The organism is Tabrizicola sp. (genome assembly GCF_036781545.1).
Classification (GTDB): Bacteria; Pseudomonadota; Alphaproteobacteria; order Rhodobacterales; family Rhodobacteraceae; genus Tabrizicola.
The window spans coordinates 1-18,168 of record NZ_DAIQAT010000061.1 but is presented as its reverse complement, the minus strand read 5'-3'; the positions used below and the strand labels follow the sequence as shown (position 1 = coordinate 18,168).

General features: G+C 66.6%; 22 protein-coding genes. 12 read left to right on the top strand and 10 right to left on the bottom strand.

Annotated features, from left to right (window positions below):
• From V7Q39_RS11130 to aroA, 6 genes are all read left to right on the top strand, one after another.
• Positions 1-953 (top strand): SLC13 family permease (locus tag V7Q39_RS11130; RefSeq protein ID WP_333816642.1); only part of this gene is annotated, 953 nt, incomplete at its 5' end.
• Between the two features lie 84 nt (positions 954-1,037).
• On the top strand, positions 1,038-1,778 hold the full coding sequence (locus tag V7Q39_RS11125; RefSeq protein WP_333816641.1) for a YebC/PmpR family DNA-binding transcriptional regulator: 741 nt from the start codon (positions 1,038-1,040) through the stop codon (positions 1,776-1,778).
• 273 nt (positions 1,779-2,051) lie between these two features.
• On the top strand, positions 2,052-2,594 hold the full coding sequence (locus V7Q39_RS11120) for a hypothetical protein (RefSeq protein WP_333816640.1): 543 nt from the start codon (positions 2,052-2,054) through the stop codon (positions 2,592-2,594).
• A 63-nt stretch (positions 2,595-2,657) separates the two neighbouring features.
• Positions 2,658-3,353, top strand: a complete 696-nt coding sequence (gene trmB / locus V7Q39_RS11115; RefSeq protein WP_333816639.1) for a tRNA (guanine(46)-N(7))-methyltransferase TrmB — start codon at positions 2,658-2,660, stop codon at positions 3,351-3,353.
• 207 nt (positions 3,354-3,560) lie between these two features.
• The gene (locus tag V7Q39_RS11110; protein WP_333816638.1) at positions 3,561-4,433 is read left to right on the top strand and encodes a DMT family transporter; all 873 of its coding nucleotides are present in this window, start codon (positions 3,561-3,563) and stop codon (positions 4,431-4,433) included.
• Between the two features lie 70 nt (positions 4,434-4,503).
• Positions 4,504-5,850: a 3-phosphoshikimate 1-carboxyvinyltransferase gene (gene aroA / locus V7Q39_RS11105; protein ID WP_333816637.1), complete on the top strand. Its 1,347-nt coding sequence runs from the start codon at positions 4,504-4,506 to the stop codon at positions 5,848-5,850.
• Positions 5,851-6,164: 314 nt separating this feature from the next.
• On the opposite strand, the gene V7Q39_RS11100 is transcribed toward aroA, so the two are convergent.
• The 8 genes from V7Q39_RS11100 to V7Q39_RS11065 all read right to left on the bottom strand — a co-directional run bounded on the left by V7Q39_RS11100 (position 6,165) and on the right by V7Q39_RS11065 (position 11,764).
• Positions 6,165-6,323, bottom strand: coding sequence for a DUF3309 family protein (locus V7Q39_RS11100; protein WP_333816636.1), 159 nt, complete (start codon positions 6,321-6,323; stop codon positions 6,165-6,167).
• Between the two features lie 292 nt (positions 6,324-6,615).
• The gene (locus V7Q39_RS11095; protein WP_333816635.1) at positions 6,616-6,771 is read right to left on the bottom strand and encodes a hypothetical protein; all 156 of its coding nucleotides are present in this window, start codon (positions 6,769-6,771) and stop codon (positions 6,616-6,618) included.
• A gap of 107 nt (positions 6,772-6,878) precedes the next feature.
• Positions 6,879-7,250 carry a diacylglycerol kinase gene (locus V7Q39_RS11090; protein WP_333816634.1) on the bottom strand — a complete coding sequence of 124 codons (372 nt, stop codon included), beginning with the start codon at positions 7,248-7,250 and terminating at the stop codon, positions 6,879-6,881.
• A gap of 2 nt (positions 7,251-7,252) precedes the next feature.
• Positions 7,253-8,851, bottom strand: coding sequence for a phosphoethanolamine transferase (locus tag V7Q39_RS11085; RefSeq protein WP_333816633.1), 1,599 nt, complete (start codon positions 8,849-8,851; stop codon positions 7,253-7,255).
• A gap of 181 nt (positions 8,852-9,032) precedes the next feature.
• Positions 9,033-9,488 (bottom strand): universal stress protein, encoded by a 456-nt coding sequence (locus tag V7Q39_RS11080; protein ID WP_333816632.1) that lies wholly within the window; start codon positions 9,486-9,488, stop codon positions 9,033-9,035.
• 55 nt (positions 9,489-9,543) lie between these two features.
• Positions 9,544-10,845, bottom strand: a complete 1,302-nt coding sequence (locus V7Q39_RS11075; RefSeq protein ID WP_333816631.1) for an MATE family efflux transporter — start codon at positions 10,843-10,845, stop codon at positions 9,544-9,546.
• A 5-nt stretch (positions 10,846-10,850) separates the two neighbouring features.
• Positions 10,851-11,345 (bottom strand): PaaI family thioesterase, encoded by a 495-nt coding sequence (locus V7Q39_RS11070; RefSeq protein ID WP_333816630.1) that lies wholly within the window; start codon positions 11,343-11,345, stop codon positions 10,851-10,853.
• Complete coding sequence (locus V7Q39_RS11065) at positions 11,342-11,764, bottom strand: PaaI family thioesterase (RefSeq protein WP_333816629.1); 423 nt, start codon at positions 11,762-11,764, stop codon at positions 11,342-11,344. The genes V7Q39_RS11070 and V7Q39_RS11065 overlap by 4 nt, the downstream gene beginning before the upstream one ends.
• 111 nt (positions 11,765-11,875) lie before the next feature.
• On the opposite strand from V7Q39_RS11065, the gene V7Q39_RS11060 reads away from it, so the two are divergent.
• Positions 11,876-12,256 carry a MerR family transcriptional regulator gene (locus V7Q39_RS11060; RefSeq protein ID WP_333816628.1) on the top strand — a complete coding sequence of 127 codons (381 nt, stop codon included), beginning with the start codon at positions 11,876-11,878 and terminating at the stop codon, positions 12,254-12,256.
• A gap of 22 nt (positions 12,257-12,278) precedes the next feature.
• Here the strand turns inward: V7Q39_RS11060 and V7Q39_RS11055 are convergent, their stop codons facing one another.
• Positions 12,279-13,124, bottom strand: coding sequence for a universal stress protein (locus V7Q39_RS11055; protein ID WP_333816627.1), 846 nt, complete (start codon positions 13,122-13,124; stop codon positions 12,279-12,281).
• 212 nt (positions 13,125-13,336) lie between these two features.
• Between V7Q39_RS11055 and ccoN the strand changes: the two genes are divergently transcribed.
• Genes ccoN through ccoP form a run of 4 tightly spaced genes read left to right on the top strand, consistent with a single transcriptional unit; the run spans position 13,337 to position 16,782 of the window.
• Positions 13,337-14,935: a cytochrome-c oxidase, cbb3-type subunit I gene (ccoN, locus tag V7Q39_RS11050; protein ID WP_333816626.1), complete on the top strand. Its 1,599-nt coding sequence runs from the start codon at positions 13,337-13,339 to the stop codon at positions 14,933-14,935.
• 12 nt (positions 14,936-14,947) lie between these two features.
• On the top strand, positions 14,948-15,691 hold the full coding sequence (ccoO, locus tag V7Q39_RS11045; RefSeq protein WP_333816625.1) for a cytochrome-c oxidase, cbb3-type subunit II: 744 nt from the start codon (positions 14,948-14,950) through the stop codon (positions 15,689-15,691).
• 10 nt (positions 15,692-15,701) lie between these two features.
• Positions 15,702-15,899, top strand: a complete 198-nt coding sequence (locus V7Q39_RS11040) for a cbb3-type cytochrome c oxidase subunit 3 (protein WP_333816624.1) — start codon at positions 15,702-15,704, stop codon at positions 15,897-15,899.
• A gap of 4 nt (positions 15,900-15,903) precedes the next feature.
• Positions 15,904-16,782, top strand: coding sequence for a cytochrome-c oxidase, cbb3-type subunit III (ccoP, locus tag V7Q39_RS11035; protein WP_333816623.1), 879 nt, complete (start codon positions 15,904-15,906; stop codon positions 16,780-16,782).
• 57 nt (positions 16,783-16,839) lie between these two features.
• Here the strand turns inward: ccoP and V7Q39_RS11030 are convergent, their stop codons facing one another.
• On the bottom strand, positions 16,840-17,523 hold the full coding sequence (locus V7Q39_RS11030) for a DUF2270 domain-containing protein (protein ID WP_333816622.1): 684 nt from the start codon (positions 17,521-17,523) through the stop codon (positions 16,840-16,842).
• Between the two features lie 248 nt (positions 17,524-17,771).
• Between V7Q39_RS11030 and V7Q39_RS11025 the strand changes: the two genes are divergently transcribed.
• A partial coding sequence (locus tag V7Q39_RS11025; protein ID WP_333816621.1) for a 4Fe-4S binding protein occupies positions 17,772-18,168 on the top strand: 397 nt, incomplete at its 3' end.

Genomic DNA, 18,168 nt, shown 5'->3' with positions numbered 1-18,168 from the left:
AGGCGGGGGACCGGGTGGTCCTGCGCACCGAGATGACCGAGCTGATGGGCCTGCACGAACGCAAGGACGTGCATCTGGTGGACAAGCTGTCATCGGTCAACACCGAGACGGTCGAGGTGCTGATCGGCCCCGGCTGCCGGATGGAGAGCCACCGGCTGGGCGACCTGCGGCTGCGGCGGCGCTATGGGGTCTATGTGCTGGCGGTGCACCGGCACAACCAGAACATCGGGCGCCAGCTCGACGACCTGATCGTGCGGGTGGGCGATACGCTTCTCCTGGAGGGCGCGGTCGAGGATATCCAGCGGCTGGCGGCGGACATGGACCTTCTGGACGTGAACCGGCCCCGGGTGATGGCCTACCGCCGCGCCAAGGCCCCGATCGCGCTGGCGGCGCTGGCGATGATCGTGGTCGTGTCGGCGCTGAACCTGGCGCCGATCCTGCCGCTGGCGCTGATCGCGGTGGCGGTGATCCTGATCACCCATTGCGTCGACAGCGACGAGGCTTTCGGCTTCGTCGATGGCCGGTTGATGGCGATGATCTTCGCCATGCTGGCGGTGGGCGAGGGGCTGGACCAGTCCGGCGCGGTGGAGATGATCGTGAACGGCGTGGCGCCCTGGCTGGCGGGGCTGAGCCCGTTCTTCCTGATCCTCGCGGTCTATCTTCTGGGCCTGGTGCTGACCGAGTTCCTGTCGAACAACGCGGTGGCGGTGATCTATACGCCGGTGGCGATCCAGCTGGCCGAGCGGCTGGGCAATGACCCGCGGCCCTTCGTGGTGGCGGTGATGTTCTCGGCCACGCTCGCCTTCGCGACGCCGGTGGGCTACCAGACCAACATGATGGTCTACGGGCCGGGGGGCTACCGTTTCAGTGACTTCACCCGGGTGGGGCTGCCCCTGAACATCATCGTCATGTTGGTCAGCTGCGCGCTGATCCCGCTGATCTGGCCGCTGTGAGGGCGGTGGCGCACGGGGTTGCCCTTGCCGCATCTGCGGGTGTAGAGGGGCGCATCACCGAAATGGGACCGAGGTAAGGCCATCATGGCAGGCCATTCGAAATGGGCGAACATCCAGCATCGCAAGGGCAAGCAGGACAAGCTGCGCTCCAAGGCGTTTTCCAAGCTGTCGAAGGAAATCACCGTCGCGGCCAAGATGGGGATGCCCGACCCCGACATGAATCCGCGCCTGCGACTGGCGATCAAGGCCGCGAAGGCGGTGTCGATGCCGAAGGATGTGATCGACCGGGCGATCAAGAAGAGCCAGATGGGCGACGGGGCGGATTACACCGAGATCCGCTATGAGGGCTATGGCGTGAACGGGATCGCGATCATCGTCGAGGCGATGACCGACAACCTGAACCGCACCGCCTCGAACGTTCGCAGCTATTTCACCAAATGCGGCGGGAACCTGGGCACCACGGGCTCGGTCGCGCACAGCTTCGACCGGGTAGGCGAGATCTCCTATCCCGTTTCGGCGGGGTCGGCGGATGACGTGATGATGGCGGCGCTGGACGCCGGGGCCGACGATGTCGAAAGCGACGAGGACGGCCACTGGATCTATTGCAAGTTCGAGAACCTGTCCGAGGTTTCGGACGCGCTGGAAAAGGCGCTGGGGGAATCGACGGAATCGAAGCTTGTCTGGAAGCCGCAGACCCTGACCGAGGTCGACCTCGACACCGCGCAGAAGCTGACGCGGCTGATCGACCTTCTGGAAGAGGACGACGACGTGCAGGCGGTGACGCACAATTTCGACGTCTCGGAAGAGGTCGCGGCGCAGTTGTAAGCCCGGGGCGGGGCGGTTCGATCTTCCCTCGACCTTGACCAGCCTCGCCATCTTCTGCAGCCTTTGCCCGATCGTCGGAAGGCAGCGTTCATGTCGAAGGTCCCGTGGAGAGCCGCTATTTGTGTGGCCTTGATAGGCCTCGGAGCCGGAGCTGGGCTTCGGGCCGAAGAGTCTCCCCGATACTTCCCGCCTGAGACATGGAGTTCGCTAGAGGCCTTCCATGAGAACTGGTTTGGCCCGCAGCTTGCCGCTATGGGGCAGGAACCGCTTTGGTTGTCCAAGCCCGACGCCGGTGAAGACTGGGTGCTTCGTTTGTTGGTTCTGCCGTCCTTCACGGGTGCCACGGCCTTTCGCGTGGACCACAGGGCTAGCGGTGAATATTACTGGACAGCGCTGCGGATTGGTGGGGCGGGTGGCTACGAGCCGGGGCCACCCCTGCTGGCAGTCGAGGGCGCTCTTCCGATCAATACGTCCGACAAGCTTGAGCGAGTGTTGAAGAAGCTGGATTTCTTCGCGATGGCTTCTGAGGTCCTCGACAGCAAACGTGTTTGTCTCGATGGGACGATGTATGTTCTGGAGATGCGGCAAGCTGGCGATTATCACGCCATCATGCGCCACGAATGCGAGATAGGAGAAGATGGACCGCTGTTTCGGTTGATCCGACTGGTCGAGGACTTCTTCTACATCTTCGGACCCACCGTCTCGGACGCGCCGCTTCCTACCGATTTGAGCTTTCGACGACCGCGTGCCCTTTCTTTCGATAGCCGGGGCTTCGCGCCCGAAGGGCTCGATCTCGGTACGCCTTCGGAGGACTGACCTGAACCGGCGCGATGGGCTCAAACCTTGACCATCCCGGCCCCTGCGCCTAAAGCGCCGCGAATGACCGACATCCCCATCTCCCGCCGCAACTTCTATGGCCGCATCCACGGCAAGACCCTGCGGGCCAGCCAGAAGGGCTATCTGGCCGAGGATCTGGGTCAGCTGACCCTGCGCGGGGTGACGGTGGAGGAGAACCCGGGCCGCACGCCGCTGGATCTGTCCTTTGCCGGGGGCGGGCCCTTGTGGCTGGAGGTGGGCTTTGGCGGCGGCGAGCATCTTGTCCACATGGCGGCGCGCAACCCCGGCGTGACGATCCTCGGGGCCGAGCCTTTCGTGAACGGCGTCGCCATGCTCCTGGGCAAGATCCGCGGGGCGGGGGTGTCGAACCTGTGGCTGCATCCGGGCGATGTGCGCGACCTGTTCGATGTGCTGCCCGATGGCTGCCTGTCGAAGGTCTTCCTCAACTATCCCGACCCCTGGCCCAAGGCCCGCCACCACCGCCGCCGCTTCGTGACGCTCGGCTACCTTGCGCCGCTGGCGCGCATCACCGCGCCGGGGGCCGAGTTCCGGGTGGCGACCGACATTCCCGACTATGTCCGCCAGACGCTGGAAGAGGTGCCCCCCGCCGGGTTCGATCTGCTGCGGCAGGCGGGGCCGGGCGAGGCCTGGGAGGACTGGCTTTCCACCCGCTACGAACAGAAGGCGCTGCGCGAAGGGCGGCAGCCGCATTACCTGACCTTCCGGCGCAAGGGGTGAAGGGGCTTGCTGGCAGGGGCCGGCTGCGGCTAGGCTGCCTCCATCGACCGAGTGGCAACTAGGGTTCCGGGCGCTTCGCCGCAGGACCGAGCGTTGCAGAGACCGGGGTGTTCCCGGCTGCACCCAAGGGGAAAAAGCCCAGGGGAGGAGACGTCGAGATCAACCGCGCCGCCCGAAGCAAAGTCGGGGCGCATAAGGGGGTCTCAAATGACGCTTGCCTCGCTTTTCCTTGTCGTCCTCGCCGCTTTCATCCATGCCGCCTGGAACCTTCTGGCCAAGCGCGCCGCGCCTGTCGGTCCGGTCTTCGTCTTCGCCTACAACCTGGTCGCCTGCGTCGCCTATGCACCCTGGGTGCTGTATCTCATGGCGCGGGGCGGCATAGACTGGACCTGGACCGGGGCGGGCTTCATCCTGCTCAGCGGGCTGATCCATCTGGGCTACAGCCTGTGCCTGCAACGCGGCTACCAGCTTGCCGACCTGTCGGTGGTCTATCCGGTGGCGCGCGGCACCGGGCCGATGCTGTCGACCCTCGGCGCCTTCCTGATCCTGGGCGAGACGCCCAGGGCAAGCGGGCTGGCCGGGCTGGTTCTGGTGGTGGCGGGCATCCTGATGATCGCCACGCAGGGCAGGCTGGCCGCCTTTACCCGGCCCGGCGGGCAGGCGGGGCTGAAGTGGGGCATGGCGACCGGCGGGCTGATCGCCTGCTACACGGTGGTCGATGCCCATGCGGTCAAGGCGCTGGGCATCGCGCCGGTGGTGCTGGACTGGGTCTCGAACCTGCTGCGGTTCTTCCTGCTTTTGCCGCTGGTCCTTGCCGATCCGCGCCGCGCCGCCAGGGCGATGCGGGGGCATTGGGGGCTGGCGCTTGGCGTGGGCGTCCTGTCGCCGCTGTCCTATATCCTCGTGCTGGTGGCGCTCTCTGGCGGTGCGCCGCTCAGCCTGGTCGCGCCGATGCGCGAGATGTCGATGATGGTCGGCGCGGTGATGGGGATGCTGATCCTGCGCGAGGCGGTCGGGCGCTGGCGGCTGGCGGGCTGCGCGGTGGTGATCGCCGGGGTGATCCTGCTGTCGCTGTCCTGACCGCCGCGCCCCATGGACCGGCCCCGCCGCTTGCGCTATCAGCCATCCCGGAACGCAAGGGGAGACGACGATGTCCGGCCATGGTGATGCGCAACCGATGAAATCCCGCAAGTCCGGGCCGTTGCGGGGCGTGGCGGAAGTGCCGGGCGACAAGTCGATCTCGCATCGCTCGCTGATCTTCGGGGCGATGGCGGTGGGCGAGACCCGGATCACCGGGCTGCTGGAAGGGCAGGACGTGCTGGACACCGCCAAGGCGATGCGGGCCTTCGGGGCAGTGGTGACGCGCCACGGCGAGGGCGCCTGGACGGTGAACGGGGTGGGGGTCGGGGGCTTCCGCGAGCCGGAGGATGTGATCGACTGCGGCAATTCCGGCACCGGGGTGCGGCTGATCATGGGAACGATGGCGACGACGCCGATCACCGCGACCTTCACCGGCGATGCCTCCTTGCGGAAGCGCCCGATGGGCCGGGTGACGGACCCGCTGTCGCTGTTCGGAACCCGCGCCTGGGGACGGCAGGGCGGGCGGCTGCCGATGACCGTGGTCGGTGCGGCGAACCCGGTGCCGGTGCGCTATGCCCTGCCGGTGGCTTCGGCGCAGGTGAAGTCGGCGGTTCTGCTGGCCGGGCTGAACGCGCCGGGCGAGACGGTGATGATCGAGAAGGAACCGACGCGGGACCATTCCGAGCGGATGCTCATCGGTTTCGGCGCGCGTCTGTCGGTCGAGAAGACCGGCGAGGGCCATGTCATCACCCTGACCGGCCAGCCGGAACTGCGCCCGCAGGTGGTGGCGGTGCCGCGGGATCCGTCCTCGGCCGCCTTTCCGGTCTGTGCCGCGCTGATCGTCGAAGGGTCGGACATCACGGTGCCGGGGGTTTCGCAGAACCTGACCCGCAACGGGCTTTACCTGACGCTGGTCGAGATGGGGGCGGAGATAGAGTTCCAGAACCCGCGCGAAGAGGGCGGCGAGCCGGTGGCGGACCTGCGGGTCCGGTTCAGCGGGGATATGAAAGGGATCGAGGTGCCGCCCGAGCGCGCGCCGTCGATGATCGACGAATATCCGGTGCTGTCGGTGGTCGCGGCCTTCGCGACCGGCCGGACGGTGATGCGGGGGGTCAAGGAACTGCGGGTCAAGGAGAGCGACCGGATCGACGCGATGGCGCGCGGGCTGGAGGCCTGCGGGGTGCGGATCGAGGAGGACGAGGATACGCTGATCGTGCACGGCATGGGACCGGGCGGGGTGCCTGGCGGGGCCACCTGCGCCACCCATATCGACCACCGGATCGCGATGTCCTTTCTGGTCTGCGGGCTGGCGGCGAAGGACCCGGTCGGAGTGGACGACGGCTCGCCGATCCAGACCTCGTTCCCGGTGTTCGAGGGGCTGATGCAGGGGCTTGGGGCCGAGATCGCGCGGGGCTGACCTCGGCCCGCCTGCCGTCAGAAGACGTTTAGCAGGTAGAGGATGATGATGATGGGGATCGGGATGCCGATCAGCCAGGCAAGCGCGCCTTTCATGGGGGTTCTCCTTCGGGTTCGGTTGCCGGATCAACGCGGCTGACGCGGGGCGGTTCCCTCGGGGCGGTCCACACGTGGACAGGAAAGGTCAGCCGGTTGTTCAATGGCTTGGCTGCGGTCATCAGGGCCATGTCAAACCATGGCGGTGCATGGTCAGAACATGCAAACGGGCGCGCCAAGACGGCGCGCCCCTTTGTCTTTGGGGGCCGTGAAAGACCGCTAGACGCGGCCCATCAGGACCAGGATCAGCAGGATGACGACGATCACCCCCACCGCGCCGGAGGGGCCGTAGCCCCAGCCGCTGGAATAGCCCCAGTTCGGCAGCGCGCCGATGAGGACGAGGATCAGGACGACGAGCAGAATAGTGCCGAGAGACATGGGACGGGCCTTTCGCATGGGGGGCCGGGCTGGCCCTGCTGGCGGAAGAACGCCGACGGGCGGGGGATGGTTCCGTAGGGGAAGGCCTTCGTCACGCGATCGAAGAGGGCGATGACGCCCGCGAGGGAGGGGCGCGGTTAAGAGGCCCGGGTCTTTCGCTTAGGATACGGCGCTTGCCCCGCTGCCGGGCCGCTATTGCAGGCCCAAGTCGCGAGACGTGTTAGGGTGGGGGTCTCTTTCGCGTCGAGCGGCCCCCTTCGGGCAGGCGTGCCGGGATCATGGCGCGCGAGGATCAGGCCTGATCGGAGCCCCAGTAGGCATACATCTGCTCCAGCGCGGTCAGGGGACGCAGGCGCGGGGTGGGCAGGGTGACGACTTCGGGCGAGAAATAGGGCTCCAGCGTCGGCGCGGTATCACGGCGGGGCTGGCGGAACGGGTGGATGGACATGATCTTCAAGCCTTTCAAAAGGCTCCTCCCATGCCGCCAAGATAGACCCCCGCGGCTGCGTTCCCAAGGCATTACGCTGCATGGCAGCAATGCGCCTGCAGCATGGGCTACCAGAGCAGGACGGCCAGCGAGTAGAACAAGAGAGCCCCGATGGTGCAGGCCACGGCCAGCGAGCCGAGGTCCTTGGCGTGCTTGGCGAACTCGGACCAGCCGGGCGACAGATGGTCGACCAGCACTTCCAGCGCCGTATTCAGGGCCTCGACCGCGATCAGCCCCAGGCCGAGGGCGATGAGCCCGAGGATTTCGCCCGGCGACGCCTTGAACAGCAGGAGCAGGACCAAAAGCCCCGCGATCAGCGCCAGCTCCTGCCGAAAGGCGCTTTCCCGCGCCAGCCGCCGCAGCCCGCCCAGAGAATAGCCCGCAGCGGCCAGAAAATGCGCGATCCCGGATTTGCGCGGGGGCTTTTCCTGCACCGTCATCGTCAGCCCGCCACAGCCGGACGGCAGGTTCCGGCCAGGTCGAGCCTGGCATCCTTCGCCGTGGTCGTCACATCCAGCATCCCCAGCACCGTCGAGAACAGGTTGTCATGGCTGACCGGGTCCGCAGCCCTTGCGGCAAGGCACCCCTCGTCCAGCGCCAGACTGTCACGGAAGCGCTGCGACATCCAGAGCACCATCGGCACCCGGGTCTGATACTCCGGCGCCATGAACCGGGGTGTGCCGTGCAGGTAAAGCCCGCCCTCGCCCAGGGACTCGCCATGGTCCGAGACATAGTACATCGCCGGGATCACCCGGTCGGAAGCGTCCAGAAGGTCGATCACCTGCGCCAAGAACCAGTCGGTATAGGCAATGGTGTTGTCATAGGCGTTGACGATCTCCTCGCTGGAACAGTCGGTCAGTTCGGCCGTCTGGCAGGCGGGCTTGAACAGTTCGCGGTCGGCAGGGTAGCGCAGCCAGTAGCTGGGCCCGTGGCTGCCGATCTGGTGCAGGACGATCACGGTGTTGCGGGTTATGGTGTCGGCCTTCTGCTGCAGGTCCTTCAGGAAGACACCGTCGATGCATTCCGGAAAGCAGAACTTTGGCCCGTCGTCGGGCTGCATGGTCCGCGAGAAGACCCGGTCGGCGATATTCTTGTCGCCGGTGTTGTTGTCCCACCATTCCACGGCGAATCCGGCATGGGCCAGCACGTCCAGCAGGTTCTCGTGGCTGAGGCCGCCCTCGTAGGAATAATCCGCCATCCCCAGGGGCGAGAACATGCAAGGCAGCGAGGTCGCCGTCGCCGTGCCGCAGCTGGAAGCATTGGGGTAGTAAAGGATGTCGCGCCGTGCCAGCTCGGGGTTGGTCGCGCGCCCGTATCCGCCCAGCGACCAGTTCTGCGCCCGCGCCGTCTCGCCCGCGACGATGACCATCAGCACCGGCTTTCCGGCCTTGGCGAGATAGGGTCCCGGCGCCGCGTCGCGCCCCGTCGGCTGCACGACGATTTGCGTCGACTTGGCCATCATCCGGGCATAGCGCAGGGCGCCGCTCATCGGGGCGAGGGGCTGGACCGAGCCCATCAGCTCCTTGTCGGCGCGGAGCACGGTGGAATAGGCCTTGAGATTGGTGAAGAGCAGGCCCGCCAGCAGCGCCACCGACAGCACGCCGACCAGCCCGTAGCCCGCAAGCGCCCGCCCGAGGCGCGCGCGGCGGATGCGGACCCACAGCACGAAGGCCGCAGGGAGGACGCCGTAGAGGACGACATGCAACCCGAATTGCAGCGTGATCAGATGCCGCGATTCCGCGAAGGTCGTGGTCATCGCGTTCTGGATCATCTCGCGGTCGACGACGACGCCCAGCACGTCGACATAATAGGAGCTGACGGCGGCGATCATCAAAAGCGCCACCAGGACCGGCTTCTGCATCCGGCGCACCGCAAGGGCCGAGACCACCAGCAGCATCAGCGCCCAGACCGCCCCGGCGAAGGTGATTGCCGCAACGGGCCGTCCGTCGAAGATCCGGAAGAGATGGTCCCAGAAGGTCCGGTTGCAGACCGCGAGGAGATAGGTTGCGACAAGGGCGTTCAGGGCGAACGGCGAAAGCATGGGGCGGGCCGCTTTCGCAGCCTGAGACGGCAAGGTCATGCAGAAGTCCTGGGAAACGGGCCTCACATGGCCCGATCCCAAGATAGCGGGTTGCGATACGGCAGGCTGTAAGCGGGCGCTTAAACCGGCAGCCGCTGCCGCGATTCAGGCGCATTTCCTCGTGAAGCGGCGGGCTTGGCGATCAGGTGATGGCTTCCAGCCGTTCCTTCGACATGTCGCCCGGCACGATGGTGATCGGGATCGGCAGGTTGCCGGAGTTGCGGCTCAGCGCCGTGACCAGCGGGCCGGGGCCGGACTTGTCGGTCCCCGCGCCCAGGACCAGCACGCTGATCTGCGCGTCTTCGTTCACCAGGCTGAGAATTTCGTTCACCGGATCGCCCTCGCGCACCACAAGCTCGGGGTTGACCCCCTGCTTGTCGCGCATCCATTTGGCGAAGACCTCGAAATGCGCCTCGATCCGCTCGCGCGCCTCGGCCCGCATCAGATCGGCGACGCCCATCCAGGTCTGGAACTCTTCCGGCGGCACGACCGACAGGATCGTCACCCCGCCCCCGGTATGCGCGGCCCTCAGCGCGGCATAGCGCATGGCGTTCAGACATTCGCGGCTGTCGTCCAGCACGACCAGGAATTTCCGCATGACTCTCCCCTTTGACGGCACGAATATCGCTTGGGCAACCGTGGGAAGGCAAGCCTTACACGTGGCTTGCCCGCGCGGCGACCCGGGGATACAGCCGCCACAGCGTGACGGTGCGCGTCGCGTTCAGCACCATCAGCGCGGCCCAGAGCCCGTGGTTCCCGGCCCAAGGCGTCAGCAGCAGCAGCGCCAGGACATAGACCGCGACCGAGGCGAGCATGGCGCGCAGCATGTCCCCGGTCAGCAGCGCACCGATGAAGATGCCGTCATAGGTCCAGGCCCCGGCGCCGATCAGGGGGGCCGCGACCAGCCAGGGCAGATAGGCGCGGGCGGCTTCGCGTACCTCAGGCGCCGTGGTCATCAGGTCGATGATACCGGGGCCGGCAAGCGCAAAGGCCAGCGCCAGCGCGATGGCGCCGCCGAAACCCCATTGCAGGCAGATGCGCCCCGCCGCCCGCGTCGCGGTCACCGACCGCGCGCCGATGGCCTGGCCGACCAGGGCCTCGGCGGCGAAGGCGAATCCGTCCAGCGCATAGGCGGTGATCTCAAGGAACTGCATCAGCACCTGGTTCGCGGCCAGCGTCACATCGCCGAAGCGCGCGCCGAGAAAGACGAAGCTGGTGAACGACAGCTGCAGCAGGATAGTCCGGACCATGATGTCGCGGCTGACGGAAAACATCCGGCGGATCGCGATCCGGTCGCCCAGCCGGGCCAGCCCGTCGCGGAGCGAAGGCCCGAAGGCGTCGCGCGCCAGCCACAAGGCCAGCGCCAGCCCGGTCCATTCGGCGATCAGCGTGGCCAGCGCCACCCCCGGCACGCCCCAGTTCAGCCCCAGCACGAACCAGAGCGACAACAGGATGTTCAACCCGTTCTGCCACAGCTGCAGGATCAGCACCCCCCGCGTCCGCTCCAGCCCGACCAGCCAGCCGGTCAGCGCATAAAGCGCGATCGTCGCGGGGGCGCCCCAGATGCGGATCGCCAGATAGTCACGGGCCAGCGCCTCGACCGTCGCGCTGGCCGGGGCTATCCCGAAGGCCGCGCCGAACAGCAGGGCCTGCGCCAGCACCAGCGCCAGCCCAGAGACCGCCGCAATGGCCAGCGCGCGCAAGAGGACCGCCGAGCGCTCGCCCCTGTCGCCCGCGCCCTGCGCCTGTGCGACCAGGCCCGAGGTCGACATCCGCAGGAATCCGAAGGCCCAGTAGAGCGTCGCCAGGATCACCGCGCCGATCCCCACCGCCCCCAGGCTTGCCGCGTCGCCAAGCTGGCCGATGACGGCGGTGTCGACCGCGCCCAGAAGCGGCACCGTGGCATTCGACAGAACGATGGGCCCCGCGATCCGCAGCACGCGGCCGTGGGTCATGGCGCTCACGGTTTCGGTCCGGCGGGGGGCATCAGGAAATGGCCGGTGGCCTGCGCGAAAAGGCGGGCGCGGTTGTCCTGCCAGGCCTCGACATGGACCGAGGCATAGCGCCGCCCGGACCGGTTGACCCGCGCCCGTGCATAGGCGTCGCGCGGCAGACCCGCGCGCAGGTAGTCGATGGTGAAGTCGATGGTCTTGGGCAGCCGCAGCGGCCCCTCGGGCAAGGCGCCATCGGCCTCGACCCCGTCCCAGAGCGTGCTCCAGGCCAATTCGATCATCGCGGCGATCTCCAGGAAGGCCGCGGTCGCGCCGCCGTGCAGCGCGGGCAGGCGCGGATTGCCGATCAGGCTTTCGTTGAAGGGCAGGACGGCGGTCAGCTCATCGCCGCGCCGGTCGAACTCCACCCCCAGGAAGCGGATATAGGGCACGCCCTCGACCAGGGTGCGCAGCAGCCCCTCGCGGCGCCGCTTGATCACATGGACCGGCTCGGGCGGCTTCATCCCTTGCGCTCCACCGTGAAGGCCCCGGTCGCCATCGCCACCGGGCGGCTTTCGTCGTCATCGGTGGCGACGGCCCGCACGAAGGCCACGCTGCGGGTGACATGGTGGCACTCGGCGCGGGTGCGGATGGTCTGGCCGGCGGTCGCCGGGCGCATGTAGTCGATGCGCAAATCCAGCGTCGCGGTGGAAAAGCCCGCCTGCGGATGGCTCATCACCGAGGCGCCGCAGGCGGTGTCCATCAGCGCCGAGACCGCGCCGCCATGGATCACGCCTGTCGTCGGGTCGCCGACCAGCCGCGCGTCATAGGGCATCGCGATGGTTGCCGTGCCCTCGGCGATGGCTTCCAGCCGCATCCCCAGCGCCTTGCTGTGCGGCAGGGCCTCGATGAACTGGCGGGCGATGATCTCGATGTCGGGCATGGGGTCTCCGGTCGCGCGCATCAAATCGCCGCAACCGGGGGAAGGCAACCCCCCGGATACGGTTGCACCGGGGCGGGCCTGACCCTAGGCTGACCCTTGGGAGGATTGCGCATGACCGACACCCGCCTCAGCTTCAAGGAGATGTGCGCCCGGTTCGACGTCACCCCGCGCACCCTGCGCTATTACGAATACATCGAGCTTCTGGCGCCCGAGAAGGAAGGCCGCGCGCGCTTCTATGGCCCGCGCGAGGTGGCGCGGATGAAGCTGATCCTGCGTGGCCGCCGCTTCGGCTTTTCGCTGGAAGAGATCCGCCAGTGGCTGCTGATCTACGGCAAGAAGGGCGAACGTCCGCAGCTGGAAGCCTGGCTGCAACTCGCCGACCGCCAGCTGGTCGAGCTGGAGAAGCAGCGGGCCGAGCTGGAGACCTCCATCGCCGACCTGCGCGCGCTGCGCGAGACGGCGGTGCAGGAAATGGGGCGGCTGCCGGACTGAGCCGGACCGCCCCCACTTTCCCCTAATGCGCCAGGAAGATCGGCACTTCCGCGCTTTCCAGCATGTAGCGTGTCGCGCCGCCCAGGATCGCCTCGCGGAAGCGCGAATGTCCGTAGGCGCCCATCACCAGCATCTCGGCATCCACGTCGCGCACCTGCCGGGCCAGGACGTCCGACACCCGGGGCAGGGTGCGCGCCAGGACCGATACCTCGGCCCGGACGCCGTGCCGGACCAGAAGCTGGCACAGAAGCCCGCCCGGGTCCGACCGTTCCGCCCCATGCGTCGGCGGATCGACCACCACGATCTGCACCGTGTCGGCCCGCTTCAGGAAGGGCATCGCGCGCCGGGCGGCCACCAGCGCCTCGCGGCTCTGGTTCCAGGCCAGGACGATCCGCTTCGGCTCGGCCGATTTCATGCCCGCGGGCGGCACCACCAGAACCGGCGACATGCCCTCGAAAAGCGCCGCCTCGGTGATCGCCTCGTCCTCGACGCCGCGACCCTTGCCATAGGGCAGCGGCAGGATCACCAGATCGCTGTAGCGCGCCCGGGCGGCGACGACGTCGGTCAGCGCGCCCAGCTGGGTCACGACCGATTCGACCGAGAACCGCAGCGACGGCGCCTGCGCATTCAGCCCCGCGTTCAGCGCCGCTTCCGCCTCGCGCGCCTCGACCTCGGCGCGGTCCATCGCGGCGGCGATCACCACCGCGCCCGAGCCGACATAGGAATAGCCGACCTGGGTCCGGTCGACGCCGAGCGCAAGCGCATCCAGATGCGCATCCATCGCCTGCGCGATCTGCGCGGCGGCGGTGACGGTGCTAGGCACGCCTTCGGTCGAGCAGGCAACCGTCAGGAGGGATTTGTAGGCCATTGTCATCTCCTGTGGGAACATGCCCGCTAGAATGCGCCTTGCAGAACCGCGCGCCTTGACCGAGGTCAAAGTCCCGACAACTTGGAATTGACCCAGATCAAGGCAGCTTTCCCCGCTGCGCCGCAGAAGTCATCATGTCGAAAAGTGTGGCGGGTCCAGAGAATCATGTCTGGAGAATCGCCCGCGCATGACAGGACGAAGGGACGCTAACCATGTGGGATTACCTAAAACTTGCCGCGCTTGGCCTCGTCGCGGTGCTGGCCGCGATCGCGGCCAACTACGGCCATGACCTAGCCTATCAGGTCAACGCGATCGAAGTGATGCTGGCCGCGGGAATCGCCTTCCTCTGGGTGGTCCGTTCGGCGGGCGATCCGAAACCGAACCTGCAACACGAATATTTCGACAGCGTGGTTCGCGCCGGCGCCATCGCCACCGCCTTCTGGGGCGTCGTCGGCTTTCTGGTCGGCGTGGTCATCGCCAGCCAGCTGGCCTTCCCGCAGCTCAACTTCGAGTTCCTGCAAGGCTACGGCAACTTCGGCCGCCTGCGCCCGCTGCACACCAGCGCGGTGATCTTCGCCTTCTGCGGCAACGCGCTGATCATGTCCTCGTTCTATGTCGTCCAGCGCACCTGTGCGACCCGCCTGTTCGGCGGCAGCCTGGGCTGGTTCGTGTTCTGGGGCTGGCAGCTGGTCATCGTGCTGGCGGCGTCGGGCTATGTGCTTGGCGCGACGCAAAGCAAGGAATACGCCGAGCCGGTCTGGTACGTCGACCTGCTGATCACCGTGGTCTGGGTCGCCTATCTGGTGGCGTTCATGGGCACGCTGATCAAGCGGAAAGAGCCGCATATCTACGTCGCCAACTGGTTCTACCTGTCCTTCATCCTCACCATCGCGATGCTGCACATCGTCAACAACCTGGCGATCCCGGTGTCGGTCTTCTCCAGCAAGTCGGTGCAACTTACCGCGGGCGTACAGGATGCGATGATCCAGTGGTGGTACGGCCACAACGCCGTGGGCTTCTTCCTGACCGCCGGCTTCCTGGGCATGATGTACTACTTCGTGCCGAAACAGGCCGAACGCCCGGTCTTCAGCTACAAGCTGTCGATCATCCACTTCTGGGCGCTGATCTTCCTGTATATCTGGGCCGGTCCGCACCACCTGCACTATACCGCGCTGCCCGACTGGGCCTCGACCCTGGGCATGGTCTTCTCGGTGATCCTGTGGATGCCCAGCTGGGGCGGCATGATCAACGGGCTGATGACGCTGTCCGGCGCCTGGGACAAGCTGCGCACCGACCCGATCATTCGGATGATGGTCGTCTCCATCGGCTTCTATGGCATGTCGACCTTCGAGGGCCCGATGATGTCGATCAAGGCGGTGAACTCGCTGTCGCACTATACCGACTGGACCATCGGCCACGTCCATTCCGGCGCGCTGGGCTGGAACGGGATGATCACCTTCGGCGTCCTCTACTATCTGGTGCCGCGGCTCTGGAACCGCGAGCGGCTCTACAGCCTCAAGCTGGTCTCCTGGCACTTCTGGCTCGCGACCATCGGCATCGTGCTCTACGCCTCGTCGATGTGGGTCACGGGCATCATGGAAGGCCTGATGTGGCGCGAGGTCGATGCGAACGGCTTCTTGGTGAACGCCTTCGCCGACACCGTGGCCGCGAAATTCCCGATGTATGTGGTGCGGGCAGCCGGTGGCGGGCTCTTCCTGACCGGGGCGCTCATCATGTGCTGGAACCTCTGGATGACCGTGCGGGCACAGCCTGCGCGCGTCACGCAGAACTCCGCCGTTCCGGCAGAATAAGGAAACGGGACAATGGCTTTTCTTGACAAGCACAAGGCAATCGAAACCCACGCCACCCTTCTGATGGTGCTCAGCCTTCTGGTCGTGACCATCGGGGGGATCGTCCAGATCGTGCCGCTCTTCTATCTGGAGAACACCATCGAGAAGGTCGAAGGGATGCGTCCCTATACGCCGCTCGAACTGGCGGGGCGCGAGATCTACATCCGCGAGGGCTGCTATGGCTGCCACAGCCAGATGATCCGCCCGATGCGGGACGAGGTCGAACGCTACGGCCATTACTCGCTGGCGGCCGAGTCGATGTATGACCGGCCGTTCCAGTGGGGGTCCAAGCGCACCGGTCCCGACCTGGCGCGCGTCGGCGGGCGCTATTCCGACGAATGGCACCAGGACCACTTCCAGAACGCCAAGTCGGTGGTGCCGGAATCGGTGATGCCGCCCTATGGCTTCCTGGCGGACAACATCATCGACGGGAAATACATCCAGGACTCGGTGGCCACCAACCGGCTGACCGGCGTGCCCTACACCGACGAGATGGTGGAGAACGCGCTGGCCGACTTCACCGCCCAGGCCGATCCGATGGGCGATTCCTCGGGGCTGGAGGAACGCTACGGCAAGGACGCCTTCGGCACCGCGATCAACGTCCGCAACTTCGACGGCCAGCCCGAGCTGACCGAGATGGACGCGCTGATCGCCTATATCCAGGTCCTCGGCACCATGGTCGACTTCTCGACCTATACGCCCGTGGCGAACAGGTAAGGGGGCGCAGATGGAAACCTATTCCTTCCTCCGCCATGTCGCCGACAGCTGGTTCCTGCTGATGATGACGCTGGGCTTCCTCGCGCTCTGCGTCTGGGCCTTCCGGCCCGGCGCCCGCAACGCGCATCAGGAGGTCGCCACCTCGATCTTCCGCAACGACGACCATCCTGCGGACGATCACCCTGCCCAAACTCGCAAGGAGGCCTGAGGCCATGTGTGCCAAGCCAATCAAGAAAGAGCCTCGGCAGGTGGAAACGACCGGCCACAGCTGGGACGGCATCGAGGAGTACAACAACCCGCTGCCGCGCTGGTGGGTCTGGGTGTTCTACGCGACCATCGTCTGGGGCATCGGCTATACCGTCGCCTATCCCGCCTGGCCGCTGATCTCGGGCGCGACCCCGGGGCTTCTCGGGGCCAGCACAAGGGCCGATGTCGAGGTCGAAATCGCGGCGGTCGACAAGGCCAATGCGACGATCAAGGACAAGCTGGTCGCGGCCGATCTGAATGCCATCGGGGCGGACCCCGAGCTTGCGGGTTATGCCGAACGGGCGGGGGCCGCGGTCTTCCGCACCAACTGCGCCCAATGCCATGGCTCGGGTGCTGCCGGGTTCGAGGGCAAGGGTTATCCCAACCTTCTGGACGACGACTGGCTCTGGGGCGGCACGATGGAGGATATCCACACCACCGTCACCCACGGCATCCGCAACACCACCGATCCCGACGCCCGCTATTCGGAAATGCCCAAGTTCGGCACCGACGGCATCCTGGACGAGACCCAGATCGCCCAGGTGGCAGAGCATGTGCTGGCCATCTCGGGGCAGGATCATGATGCCGCGCTGGCCGCCGCGGGGGCGACCGTCTTTGCCGACAACTGCGCCGCCTGCCACGGCGACGACGGCAAGGGCGACCGCAGCCAGGGCGCCCCGAACCTGACCGATGCGATCTGGCTCTATGGCGGATCGCGCGAGAAAATCATCGAGACGGTGACGAAAGCCCGCTTCGGCGTCATGCCGAACTGGAACCAGCGCCTGAGCGAAGACGAAATCCGCGCGGTGGCCTACTATGTCCACAGCCGGGGTGGTGGCGAGTAACTGAAGTCATGAGTAGGGAAAGGGGGCCGTCCGGCCCCCTTTCTCTTTCGGGGCGCGTCAGCCCATCGCGCTGCCGCGCACGGCCCGGTCCTTCGCACGCCGCCGGTCGACCCCGTTGATCCAGATCACCAGCCCGACGCCGGTGGCGATATAGACCGCCCCGGCCAGAAGCACGACCTCGCCCGGTATTGGGCCGATGTCCGCCCGGTTCAGAAAACCCGGCCAGGAGGTTGCCGGGAAGGGGTGGACGATCAGCTTTCCGACATAGGCGACGGCCTGGATCAGCAGAATCCACAGGTAGTTGGACCGGACCCGGCGCGCGATCGCGACCATGTAGCTGACGTGATATTGAGGGTTCCGGTAATCATTGGCCAGAACCGACTGCCAGTCCTGTTCGGTGTGCAGGTCGCCGTCCACCAGCATCGGCACGTAGAAATGCCGCTCGATCCATCGGGCCCGGGCCCGCCAGACGTTGAAGAACCGGTAGCGGCGTGCTTCCAGCGACAGGAAGAACAGTACCAGCACACCGACCAGCACCAGCGGCAGGGGCGATGCGCCGGGAGACGAGTAGGTGATGGACAGGGCGACGCCCAGCGTGACCACAGACCAGTTGGTCGTCGTGTCCAGCCGGGTTCGCCAGACCGTGCTGCGATAGACCTCGCCCCGGTAGAGATGCGCCAGCGCGCCGATCTCGGCTGCCGAAAATTCCTCGGTCGTGACGATCCTTCGCTTGTCGGACATATCCTTTCCTCCCCCGCCTGCGACGTCTTTCGGCAAGCATGTCAGGGGTGGTGGTCCGGGTCAAAGCCGACGGCGTTCCGGGCCGGACTGGCCCCCCCGCGGTAGCCCCGATCACGCCGATTTGCGCCGCATTGCCGCATTCCCCCGGCGGCCACGACTGCCTAGTTGATGCAGGTCAAGGCCCGCCCGCCCGGAATGACCCATTGCAGGCGGGATGATAGACTGGCCCGGCCAGTGAAGGAGCGCCCGTGACCACCCCCGATTCCTCACCCAGCCTCTATGCCGCGCGCGAGCCCGTCTTCCCGCGCCGGGTGAAGGGCACCTTCCGCACGCTGAAGTGGTGGATCATGGGGATCACCCTCGGCATCTACTACATCACCCCCTGGCTGCGCTGGGATCGCGGCCCCTCGCTGCCCGACCAGGCGGTGCTGGTCGACCTCGCCAACCGCCGCTTCTTCTTCTTCATGATCGAGATCTGGCCGCACGAATTCTACTTCGTCGCCGGCCTTCTGATCATGGCGGGCCTCGGCCTTTTCCTCTTCACCTCCGCCGCCGGCCGGGTCTGGTGCGGCTATGCCTGCCCGCAGACCGTCTGGACCGACCTTTTCATCCTGGTCGAACGCTGGATCGAGGGCGACCGCAACG